The 11481-nt window shown below is 54.9% G+C and carries 8 protein-coding genes; 4 read left to right on the top strand and 4 right to left on the bottom strand.

The genetic code is table 11. From position 1 onward, the window contains the following. Positions 1–24: 24 nt before the first annotated feature. Complete coding sequence (locus L379_RS09120; RefSeq protein WP_017383327.1) at positions 25–1533, bottom strand: anion permease; 1509 nt, start codon at positions 1531–1533, stop codon at positions 25–27. 608 nt (positions 1534–2141) lie between these two features. Here L379_RS09120 and L379_RS09125 point away from each other — a divergent pair. Continuing rightward, positions 2142–4922, top strand: a complete 2781-nt coding sequence (locus L379_RS09125; RefSeq protein ID WP_032654125.1) for a flavocytochrome c — start codon at positions 2142–2144, stop codon at positions 4920–4922. 58 nt (positions 4923–4980) lie between these two features. Next, the gene (locus L379_RS09130; RefSeq protein WP_032654124.1) at positions 4981–5943 is read left to right on the top strand and encodes an FAD:protein FMN transferase; all 963 of its coding nucleotides are present in this window, start codon (positions 4981–4983) and stop codon (positions 5941–5943) included. On the opposite strand, the gene dcuR is transcribed toward L379_RS09130, so the two are convergent. Continuing rightward, entirely contained in the window at positions 5924–6643 is a 720-nt protein-coding gene (dcuR, locus tag L379_RS09135; RefSeq protein ID WP_003859556.1) for a two-component system response regulator DcuR, read from the bottom strand. The genes L379_RS09130 and dcuR overlap by 20 nt on opposite strands. Next, positions 6640–8256 carry a sensor histidine kinase gene (locus L379_RS09140; RefSeq protein ID WP_023294962.1) on the bottom strand — a complete coding sequence of 539 codons (1617 nt, stop codon included), beginning with the start codon at positions 8254–8256 and terminating at the stop codon, positions 6640–6642. Before L379_RS09140 ends, dcuR begins: the two co-directional genes overlap by 4 nt. Before the next feature lie 153 nt (positions 8257–8409). Here L379_RS09140 and L379_RS09145 point away from each other — a divergent pair, with 153 nt between their 5' ends. After that, positions 8410–9273, top strand: a complete 864-nt coding sequence (locus L379_RS09145; protein WP_032648811.1) for an N-acetylmuramic acid 6-phosphate etherase — start codon at positions 8410–8412, stop codon at positions 9271–9273. Between the two features lie 55 nt (positions 9274–9328). On the opposite strand, the gene ompC is transcribed toward L379_RS09145, so the two are convergent. Then, positions 9329–10492, bottom strand: a complete 1164-nt coding sequence (ompC, locus tag L379_RS09150) for a porin OmpC (protein ID WP_023294961.1) — start codon at positions 10490–10492, stop codon at positions 9329–9331. Positions 10493–10776: 284 nt separating this feature from the next. Between ompC and L379_RS09155 the strand changes: the two genes are divergently transcribed. Next, entirely contained in the window at positions 10777–11478 is a 702-nt protein-coding gene (locus L379_RS09155) for a phosphohydrolase (protein ID WP_032654123.1), read from the top strand. The last annotated feature ends 3 nt before the right edge of the window (positions 11479–11481 follow it).

Raw genomic sequence — 11481 nt, 5'->3', positions numbered from 1 at the left:
GAGGAAATGTCCGGCGGTCAGGAATCAGAACATCATGGACATCCACGGGTAGCCAATCAGCAGCAGAGCTGCCAGGAAGATGGCGCCGAAAATGGTGCCGAGGCGCCAGTAGTCTTTGGTTGGCAGGTAGCCGCTACCGTAGTAAATCGGGCTTGGACCGGTACCGTAGGGGGTGATGATCCCCATCACGCCCAGCGAGGTCACCATCAGCAGGACGAACACTTCCATATTCATGCCCGGAATGGTGGAGGCGATGGTCAGCATCGCAGGCAGCAGCGCCGTGGTGTGCGCGGTGGTGCTGGCGAACAGGTAGTGCAGCAGGTAGAACGCCAGCAGCAGCACGATGGTGGCGACACCCGGAGAGATACCGCTCATCAGCAGGCCGCCTTCTTTACCCAGCCAGCTGATAAAACCGGTGGAGGAGAGGCCATCCGCCAGCGCCACCAGGGTGGCGAACCAGACGAAGGTATTCCACGCGGCTTTGTTACCGGTGATATCGTTCCACTCCAGCACGCCGGTCCACAGCATCAGGCCAACGATCAGCAGGGCAGCCATGGCCGGTTCAATCCACGCCGCGGCGAAGATCCACATCAGCAGCGCACAGCACACGAACACCAGCAGCAGGATCTCATTGCGCGACAGTTTGCCCAGTTTTTCCAGTTCACGGGTCGCCCACAGCGGTACTTCGTTATTCACTTTTACTTCCGGCGGGTAGAACCAGTAGGCCAGCAGCGGCATGGTCAGGATCAGTAGGATGCCCAGCGGCAGGAAGGCGAGGAACCAGGTCCCCCAGGAGATATCAATTCCGACCGTGCTTTTTACCAGCGCCAGCGCCAGCAGGTTAGGTGCCAGAGCGGAAAGGAACATCGAGCTGGTGATACAGGCCGCGGTGATGGCTACCCACATCAGATACGAACCAATTTTGCGCGCGCTTGGGTCGTTGGGTTTTGAACCATACAGCGGCGGCAGGTTGGCGATGATCGGGTAGATGGTCCCGCCGCTGCGCGCGGTGTTGGACGGGGTGAACGGGGCCAGCAGCAGGTCCGCAAACGTAATGGCGTAACCGAGCGTGAGGCTGCGACGGCCCAGGTACTTCACCAGAATCAGCGCCAGACGGCGGCCGAAGCGGGTTTTGTCGTAGCCTGCGGCGAACATAAAGGCACCGAAAATCAGCCAGACGGTGGAGTTACCAAACCCGCTGACCGCCCATTTAAAGGAGGCGCCCGCCAGCTTGAATTTTGGGTCAGCCAGCTGTTCCGGGCTAAAGAGCACCCACTGGCTGCACAGCGCAATCGCCACGACGCCGGTAAGACCGATCACGGCGCCCGGCAGCGGTTCGAAAATTAAGCCGACGATGACGCCGACAAAGATGGCGAAGTAGTGCCACGCATAAGGCGGCAGCCCTTCCGGAACGGGGACAAACAACAGCAGGACGGCAACAATGACGGGCAAAGCCATCATCAGCAGTCGTTTTGCTGTTCCATTTGATGCCAGATTCGCCGCAGGAGGCGTTACAGCAGTTTTTGTATTCATAGTTTCACGTCTTAAGTTGTCAAAAATTCGTCGCCCGGCGAAAACACAAATTCTATTGAAATATCCTTTTTGCTTTTTTTAGTTATTTAAGGTGCGGATTTGTGTTTTCACTAATAGCGATTTAACGCATTTTGGTTTGCGCTAAATAAAAAATGATGATGTTTTTATATTGCTCTTTTGAATGCCATAACTATTGATCGCGATCAAAAAAACGGAACTGAATGGCTATTTTTATATTTTTTATAATAACCACTCTGAGTAGTGTGGTTATTCGCTAATTTTACGCATTTTATGTATCAAAACTATAACATTTAAATTATGGTGCTTTTGTTTATCGTTGTTTTATATGGTTTTTTGCTAGATTTGGTGTATTAGTTTGACCTTTTATAATTTAACTTTTTTTAAATTCTTGTGAACGAGTGAAACATTCCCGCTAACACCAATGTGTTATTAATGTTATCGAAGGGATTAAATAGTTTATTAACTAACGCAATGACTTTAGAAACTAAAAAAAGCTTTATATTACTATCATGACATCGGCAAAAAACACGAAATAAAAAATCATCCCGATAACGAATTCTTAATTTTTAAAGTTTGGAGTTTCTATTATGAGCACTAACGAACGTATTTTAAGCCCCTTCACATTACCGAATGGTACTGAACTGAAAAACCGTTTGTTAATGGCCCCGATGACAACCTGTACCGGTTATTACGATGGCACCGTGACCAGCGAGCTGGTGGAGTACTACCGCGCCCGTGCGGGCAGCATCGGCACCATCATCGTTGAGTGCTGTTTTGTTGACGATCTCGGCCTGGCGTTCCCGGGCGCAATTGGTATTGATAACGACGAGAAAATCGCCGGGCTGGCAAAAATCGCTGACGCTATCAAGTCCAAAGGCTCCAAAGCCCTGCTGCAAATCTACCACGGCGGCCGCATGGTCGACCCAAAACTGATCGGGGGCCGCACGCCGGTTGGCCCAAGCGCCGTTGCCGCGCCGCGTGACGGTGCCGCCACGCCGGTTGCCCTGACCGCGGAAGAGGTGGAAGGCATGATCGGCAAGTTCGGCGAAGCCGTGCGCCGCGCAATTCAGGCCGGGTTCGACGGCGTCGAAATCCACGGGGCGAATACCTATCTGATCCAGCAGTTCTTCTCCCCGAACTCTAACCAGCGCGACGACGAGTGGGGCGGCAGCCGCGAAAACCGCGCGAAATTCCCGCTGGCGGTGCTGGACATTACCCACAAGATGGTGCGCCAGTACGCGGACGACGCGTTTATCATTGGCTACCGTTTCTCTCCGGAAGAGCTTGAAGTCCCGGGCATTCGCTTCGAAGACACCCTGTATCTGCTGGAAAAACTGGCCGCGCGCGGGGTAGATTATCTCCACTTCTCCCTTGGTGCCGCCCTGCGTTCATCTATCGTCGATACTCAGGACCCGACGCCACTTATCGAAAAATACTGCGCCATGCGCTCTGACACGCTGGCGCAGGTACCGGTAATGGGCGTTGGCGGCGTGGTGAATGCCACGGATGTGAATGAAGCGCTGGATCACGGTTACGACCTGATTGCCGTTGGCCGCGCCACCATCGCCTATCCGAACTGGACCGATCGCATCGCGGCGGGCGAAAGCCTGGAGCTGTTTATGGACAGTACCCGACGCGAAGAACTGAGCATCCCGGAACCGCTGTGGCGCTTCTCGCTGGTGGAAGCGATGATCCGCGACATGAGCATGGGCGAATCTAAATTCAAACCGGGCACCTTTATTGAAAAAGTGCAGGACGATGCTAACGAGCTGGTGATTAACGTCAGCCTCGAAACCGACCGCATCGCCGATATCGAACTGGCCTCGGGCCCGAGTGAAGACGTCGAGTTTGTCACCAGCTTCGAAGAGATCCGTACCCGTATTCTGGATGCCAACACCCCGCACGTGGACGCGATTACGGGCGCGACCAGCCAGAGCGAGGCGGTGAAAAAAGCGGTCTCGAAGGCAATGCTGAAATCCAGCAAAGCGCTGGCGGCGGAAGAGGGCGCAGACCCGAATGAGACTAAAAGCGTGGATGTGGTGGTGGTCGGCAGCGGCGGCGCCGGTCTGGCAGCGGCGATTCAGGCGCATGACGAAGGCGCGAGCGTGCTGATCGTCGAGAAAATGCCCACCATCGGCGGGAACACCATTAAAGCCTCGGCCGGGATGAACGCGGCGGAGACCCGCTTCCAGCGCGTGAAAGGTATTCAGGACAGCAAAGAGCTGTTCTACCAGGAAAGTCTGAAAGGCGGTGGCAACAAGAACGACCCTGAACTGCTGCGTCGCTTTGTCGAGAACGCGCCGCAGGCTATCGAATGGCTGGCCACGCGCGGCATTATGCTGAACGACATTACCACCACCGGCGGGATGAGCATCGACCGTACGCACCGTCCGAAAGACGGTTCCGCAGTGGGCGGGTATCTGATCAGCGGCCTGGTGCGTAACGTCAACAAGCGCAACATCGAGGTGATGCTGGATACCTCCGTGAGCGACATCATTTTCGAAAATGGCGAAGTGACCGGCGTGCGTCTGACCACCGAAGAGAACGAAACCCTCACCGTGGCAACCAAAAGCGTGATTGTGGCAACGGGCGGCTTCAGCGCCAACAGCCAGATGGTGGTGAAATACCGTCCGGATCTGGCAGGGTTCGTTACCACCAACCACAAAGGGGCGACCGGAGGCGGTATCGCGCTGCTGGAGCGTATCGGTGCGGGCACCGTGGATATGGGCGAAATTCAGATCCACCCAACCGTTGAGCAGAAAACGTCGTATCTGATTTCCGAATCCATCCGCGGCGGCGGGGCGATTCTGGTAAACCAGCAGGGCAACCGCTTCTATAACGAAATGTCGACCCGCGACAAAGTCTCGGCGCAGATCATCGCGCTGCCGGAGAAATACGCTTACATCGTCTTTGACGAGCATGTTCGCGCCAAAAACAAAGCCGCGGATGAGTACATCGCAAAAGGGTTTGTTACCAGCGCCAGCTCGCCAAAAGCCCTGGCGGAAGAGCTGGGGATGGATCACCACCAGTTCCTGGCAACGCTGGAACGCTACAACGGCTTTGTGGAGAAACAGCACGACGATGATTTCGGCCGCACCACCGCGCTGCGTGCGCCAATCAACGAAGGGCCGTTCTACGCCATTCAGATTGCACCGGGCGTTCACCACACCATGGGCGGCGTGACCATTAACACAGAAACCTGCGTGCTGGACAGCAACCACAACGTATTGCCGGGAGCGTTTGCTGCGGGTGAGGTTGTCGGGGGCATCCATGGCGGTAACCGCATCGGCGGTAACGCGGTGGCAGATATCATTATTTTTGGTACGCTTGCAGGACATCAGGCGGCTATGCGTTCGAAAACACGGTAAGGCTCCTGTTTCCCCGGCGGCGCGGTGCCTGCCGGGGCTACATCTGAGGACTCATGAAATGCCTGATAGCCATCGCGTTTACAGCTACTCCGCCGTTCTGATGGGATCGCCCATCCTCCTGAAACTCTTTTCCCATGACGAAGCGCTTGCCTCTCGCGTGTTTCGCCTGATCAAACAGTACGAAGATCTGCTTACCGTTAACCGAGCGCACTCCCAGGTAATGGACATCAACCATGCGGCCGGTCAGCATCCGGTTGCCGTCAGTCGCCCGGTGTTCGAGCTGATCCGCTGCGCGAAAGCGGCCAGCCTGCTTAAAGACAGCGCCTTTAACCTGGCGATCGGCCCGCTGGTGAAGCGCTGGAAAATTGGCTTTAAGGGGGATGCTGTACCGCCCGCGGACGAGATCGCCGCTTTGCTGGGCATCACGCATCCTGCGGACGTGGTGCTGGATGAAGCCAACAGCAGCGTGTTCCTTACTCGCCAGGGAATGGAGATCGATCTGGGGGCCATTGCTAAAGGCTATATCGCCGACAGGGTGCGGGATTACCTGCATAAAGAGGGCGTTGAACTCGGGCTGATCAACCTTGGCGGCAACGTTCAGACGTTAGGCTCGCCGGAGGGCGGCTGGCGCGTTGGCCTGAAAAAACCGTTTGCCGGTGATGCGCTGATTGGCGCCATGTCGGTCGAAAACCGGTCGGTGGTGACGTCAGGCACCTATGAGCGCTACTTCGAGCTGAACGGCAAACGTTATCACCACATACTTGACCCACGCACCGGCTACCCGCTGGATAACGAACTGGACAGCGTGACGATTATTTCGCCAGACTCCCTCGACGGCGATATCTGGACCACGCTGATCTACGGCATGGGCGTGGAAAAGGGCTGCGCCGCGCTGCGTTCGCGCCCCGATATTGAAGCCATCTTTGTCACCAAAACAAAAGAAGTGGTGATCTCCTCGATGCACCACTTCCGTTTTACCCTTCTGGACGACAGCTACCGAATTACTGGCAGTACTGTTTGAGTAGGCCGACCTGTTCCGGCTGCAAACGGTAGCGATATACCGGCCGGCCGGTAGCGCCGTAGTGAATGCTGGTGAACAGGATATTAATTTGCGCCAGCCAGATCAGGTATTTGCGGCAGGAGACGCGGGAAATGTTGACCGCATTCGCCAGATCGTCGGTGGAAAACTCTATCTCCGGATGGCTGTCGATCCACTGGCAAATGGTGCGCAGCGTCTGCGGCGTCAGGCCTTTCGGTAATTTTTTGCTGTCGGCCAGCTCCGGAGCGCCGCCGTGGATCAGCCTGTCGACGTCGGCCTGTTCATAATACTGATGCGATCCCATCAGGCTGCGCTTTGCCTTCCAGCCGTTCAGCGCCTCTTCAAAACGCGGGAACTGGAACGGTTTAATCAGGTAATCCACCACGCCATAGTGCATTGAGGTCTGGATCGTTGCGGCGTCGGAGGCCGACGAGATCATGATGACGTCAATCGGGCGGCCCGATGCGCGGATGATGGGCAGCAGATCCAGCCCGTTATCCTGCTGCATATAGACATCCAGCAGCACCAGATCGATCGGCTGGCCTGGGTTGGCGATCAACGCCTCGGCCTGGTTGAGCGTGGAAGCGACGCCGCAGCAGCTAAAACCCTCAACGCGGTTAACATACAGACGGTTGAGGTCGGCTACCATGGCGTCATCATCGACAATTAACACATTTATCACGCGATATTCCTCTCGCTATCCCAGGGGATCTGAACAAAAAATTGGGTAAATACGCCAGGCTCCGACTCGACGGTAATATCTCCGCCCAGATTCTGGATCTGCTGACGCGCAAGGAACAGCCCAACGCCGCGGTTTTCACCTTTTGTTGAGTAGCCCTTTGTAAAAATAGCCTCCAGCCGCTCGGGATCAATGCCCGGACCGTCATCGCTGACCTCACCGCTCAGCCAGCCGTTCTGATAATGCAGCAGCAGGCCTATCTCGCCTTCCGGCTGGCCTTCCATCGCATCCAGGGCATTTTCGATTAAATTGCCCAGCACGGTGATCAGCACCGCAACCTGCTCTTCATTGGCGGTGTCGGGAAGCTGACTCTCCTCCGCCAGCGTCAGGGTCACTCCGGCCTCTTTAGCGCGGTTAATTTTACCCAGCAGGAAGCCCGCAATGACCGGGGATTTAACTTTACGTTGTATCGCGCCGATATCCGTCTGATAATTCTGCGCGGTCTGGATGATGTACTCCTCCAGCTTATCGTAGCGCTTCATGTGCAGCAGGCCGAGGATCACGTGCAGCTTGTTCATAAACTCGTGCGTATGAGCGCGCAGGGCATCAACGTAGCTGACCATGCCATCAATACGCTGCATTAACTGGCTGATTTCGGTCTTATCGCGGAACGTGCTGATCGCCCCGATCACCTGATTCTGGCTTTTCACGGGGACCATGTTGCAGAGCAACAGCCGCCCGTTACAGCCGATCTCCTGATCCTGGCGGGCAATGCCGGTCCTGGATACTTCGCGCAGGCTGGCCAGCAGCGGTTCACTGCTGCTTTCGGAGTGCTGGCCTGAGGTCAGGAGTAATATTTCTCTGGCGGTGTGGTTAATCATCGTCACGCGCCCGTGCATATCCACGGCCATCACGCCTTCGCGCAGGGACTGCAACATGGCCTGGCGCTGCTCAAAGAGAGCTGAGATTTCGTAAGGCTCCAGCCCAAAGAGGATACGTTTCAGAACCCGGACCAGACCCCATATCGCCACTGAGCTCATCAGAACGCTGAATAAGATGGTCCACACGGCGTTGAGCCGCCCGCGGGCAATCTGATCTTCAACTTTATTCAGCGAAATACCCACCACCACCACGCCGATCTGGTCGTGCTGGTCGTCATACACTGGCGTAAAGACGCGCAGCGCTTCCGCGAGCGCGCCGCGGTTAACGGAGACATTCTCTTTCCCTTCCAGGGCGGGCGTCAGATCGTCGCCAATAAAATGCAAACCTAACAGCGCTTCGTTTGGATGGGAATAGCGGATCCCACGCAGGTCGGTGACCACGGTAAACAGCAGGTCGTTGCGCTTCGTCACCGCCTCGGCAATCGGCTGGATGATGCCAGCCTGCGGCGATTCCATCAGGCCACGCTTGATCTCCGGGCTGTCGGCCAGCGTCCGGGCGATACCCAGCGCGGTATCTTTCACGTCATCGCGCGTGGCGCGGGTGATCTGCACAGAGTACAGCGCGAAGACCACCAGCAGCACTGAGCCGATAATCGCGCACACCATCAGCGTAACCAGCGTATTCAGCTTCATAGGGCGCTTGCGCGTCGGGGGGAAGGGCTGCAAATCGCTCATTAACACTCCGCGATGAATAAGAAAGGGCTAATTATCGCTGATGACGGGCGTTTCATAAAGCCATGTAAAGAGAGGCGTTTCGTGAGCCTCCTCTCAGGTGACCTATATAAAACACTTTATAGTGTGAGGGTACTCATAATAAGGAGGCAGTTTATGAGCATTATGCTTACCGGTACGGCCAGGGAAAGACGGCACGCCAGCACCACGAACATCGACAGATTATCGACGCTGGATATGCTTAACGTCATACACCAGCATGACGCGCAAATCTCTTCTGCACTTACCCCTCACTTAAGTATGCTGGCCCGCGTGGTGGATAACGCGGCGGCGACGCTTAGCCACGGCGGACGTCTGGTACTGACCGGCGCGGGCGCGTCCGGACGCGTGGCTGAACAGGCGGCAGAAGCGTTTGCGCCGGGAAAACATCCCGTCATTGCGATGACAGCAGGCGATCACGCCGGTAGCTACGCGCGCGGCGTTGCCGACCTTCAGACGATAGAATTTGGCGAGCATGACATGATGCTGGCGCTGTCCGTCAGCGGCAAAACCCCATGGGTATGGGGCGCGATGCGTCATGCGTGGTCTCTGGGCTCAACGGTTGCGATCATTACGGAGGATGCGCAAAGTGAAGCGGCGCAGCTGGCGAGCATGGTCATTGCCCCCGAACTGGGCGCGGATGTGGTGGCCGGGTATACCAACGCTAAAGCAGGCATTGCGCAAAGCATGATCCTGCATATGATCACCACCGGTCTGGCGGTACGTTCCGGACGGGTGTACAGCAACCTGCGCGTTGATCTGGAGGCAAGCAACACCAGATGGGCCGAACGACAAATTGCCATTGTGATGGAAGCGGGGGGATGTAGCCGGGCGCAGGCGAAGGCCGCGCTGGAAAGCTGCAACCACCAGTGCAAAACGGCGGTACTGATGGTGCTGACGGGGCTGGATGCCTGGAAAGCGCACGAATTGCTGGCGCAGAATAACGGGTTTGTTCGCCTGGCCTTGCAGGAAGCGCCATAACATTTCAGCGTCAAATAAAAAAAGCCCGCATCGCGGGCTTTAATATTGATGGGGATTAGAACTGGTAGGTCATGCCTACGCCAACGATGTCATCGGTAGAAATACCGTTTGCTTCGTAGAAGCGTTCATCGTTGTCCAGCATGTTGATTTTGTAGTCAACATAGGTAGAGAAGTTCTTGTTGAAGCTGTACGTCATGCCCACGTCGATGTAGTTAACCAGATCCATATCGCCTTTCTGACCCTGCGGGTTGCCGGCGTAGCCTGGATAAGTCATGTCCTTACCTTTAGAGTAAACCCATGCCAGGGATGGACGCAGACCGAAGTCGAACTGATATTGTGCCACTGCTTCGAAGTTCTGAGTCTTATCCGCAATACCATCATCGCCGTATGGGGTCATGTTGCGGGTTTCAGCGTACATCATTGCCAGATAGACGTTATTGGCATCGTATTTCGCGCCAATGGTCCATGCTTCGGCTGTTTCACCGCCAGCAAAGTGGGCGTTATTTCTACCCGCACCGACTTGTTCGTTAGTACGGTCAGAAGAAGAGTATGCAGCACCCAGGCTCAGACCAGACAGATCGCCAGAGAAGTCATAAGAGGTGGACATACCGAAGCCGTCGCCGTTCTGGAAACGAACATCATCATGGCCGTTTTTGGTGCCTTCCTGATTTTCGTTTGCGTTGCCACCTTCATTATTACCCTGGTATTGCAGCGCAAAGTTCAGGCCGTCGACCAGACCGAAGAAATCGTTATTACGATAGGTCGCCAGACCGTTAGCACGACCGTTCATGAAGTTATCGGTCCAGGTGTAAGAATCTCCACCAAATACCGGCAGCATATCGGTCCAGGCTTCAACGTCATACACGACGCCGTAATTACGGCCGTAATCAAATGAGCCGTAGTCGCCATATTTCAGGCCAGCGAATGCCAGACGGTTGAAAGATTTATCCCCTGCGCCTTCGGTGTCGTTAGCGTAGGTTTTATATTCCCACTGGCCATAGCCTGTCAGGTCGTTCGTGATCTGCGTTTCGCCTTTGAAACCCACCTGTACATAGGTTTCATCACCGTCGTCGCCTGGGTTGTCGGAGAAGGTATGACGCGCATCAACCTTACCGTACAGGTCAACTTTGTTGCCATTCTTGTTATACATTTCCGCCGCATTTACTGCGCCAGCCATTAATAACGCGGGTACGAGAATTGCCAGAACTTTTCTTTTCATTATATATTCCCTTTAAATATAAATTGTCTGAATATATGTAATTACCCTCCGTAACTACATGGCTGATACTATTCTATGGATTATTATTTAGGTTCAAAAATAAATGTAATTAAAGTGGTAAAAATATTGCAAAATATTTCTTTTTATCTCTTTATTTTTCATATGAATTAATTCATTGAAAATATAGCGGGTAATTATTATTAAGTATTTCGTAATTCTATTTATAAAGGATTTTAATTCGGGTGTATTATAATTCACTCACTTTTGAGCAACAGGACAGGATGATGGAACTTGCGCAGTGGCAACACCGTTTTGAGCGCTGGCTCGGCGAAAATCATTTTACTGATGATGCGGCGCACGATATCGCCCATTTTCACCGCGTCTGGATGACGGCGCAGGGTATTATGGCTGACGAGGATAGCGATCCGCTGGTTGTGCTGACCGCATGCTACTTCCATGACATTGTCAGCCTGCCGAAAAATCACCCGGAACGTAGCCACTCCTCGCGGCTGGCAGCGCGAAAAACGCGCGAGATCCTCAGTCGCGACTTTCCTGATTTTCCGCCGGATCGTTATGCAGCCGTTGAGCATGCTATTGAAGCGCACAGCTTCAGTGCCGGTATCGCGCCGCAAAGCCTGGAGGCCAAAATTGTGCAGGATGCCGACCGGCTGGAGGCGTTAGGCGCTATCGGCCTGGCGCGCGTCTTTGCCGTCTCCGGTGCGCTGGGCGCCGCGCTGTTTGATGCCGACGACCCGTTCGCCGGAACACGAGCGCTGGATGATAAAGCCTTCGCGCTCGACCACTTTCAGACCAAACTCCTGCGCCTGCCTGACACCATGCAAACCGCGCGGGGGCGCGAACTTGCGCGTCACAATGCCGATTTTCTGATCCAGTTTATGGCGAAGCTGAGTGCCGAATTACAGGGCGATTACCTCGGAACCGACAGCCAGATATTGACCCATTTCCGTCGCAGTGTGCGATCCTGAACT

The organism is Enterobacter sp. MGH 33 (assembly GCF_000534535.1).
Taxonomy (GTDB): domain Bacteria; phylum Pseudomonadota; class Gammaproteobacteria; order Enterobacterales; family Enterobacteriaceae; genus Enterobacter; species Enterobacter hormaechei_C.
The sequence above is the reverse complement of the archived record's forward strand: the minus strand, read 5'-3'. Positions and strand labels throughout refer to the sequence as shown.

What these genes read in the sequence shown, in the direction of transcription:
- L379_RS09140 (WP_023294962.1), bottom strand. Translation starts at nt 8,256, where the DNA reads ATGAGCGATTTGCAGCCCTTCCCCCCGACGCGCAAGCGCCCTATGAAG.
- L379_RS09155 (WP_032654123.1), top strand. Translation starts at nt 10,777, where the DNA reads ATGGAACTTGCGCAGTGGCAACACCGTTTTGAGCGCTGGCTCGGCGAA.
- L379_RS09125 (WP_032654125.1), top strand. Translation starts at nt 2,142, where the DNA reads ATGAGCACTAACGAACGTATTTTAAGCCCCTTCACATTACCGAATGGT.
- ompC (WP_023294961.1), bottom strand. Translation starts at nt 10,492, where the DNA reads ATGAAAAGAAAAGTTCTGGCAATTCTCGTACCCGCGTTATTAATGGCT.
- L379_RS09145 (WP_032648811.1), top strand. Translation starts at nt 8,410, where the DNA reads ATGAGCATTATGCTTACCGGTACGGCCAGGGAAAGACGGCACGCCAGC.
- L379_RS09120 (WP_017383327.1), bottom strand. Translation starts at nt 1,533, where the DNA reads ATGAATACAAAAACTGCTGTAACGCCTCCTGCGGCGAATCTGGCATCA.
- L379_RS09130 (WP_032654124.1), top strand. Translation starts at nt 4,981, where the DNA reads ATGCCTGATAGCCATCGCGTTTACAGCTACTCCGCCGTTCTGATGGGA.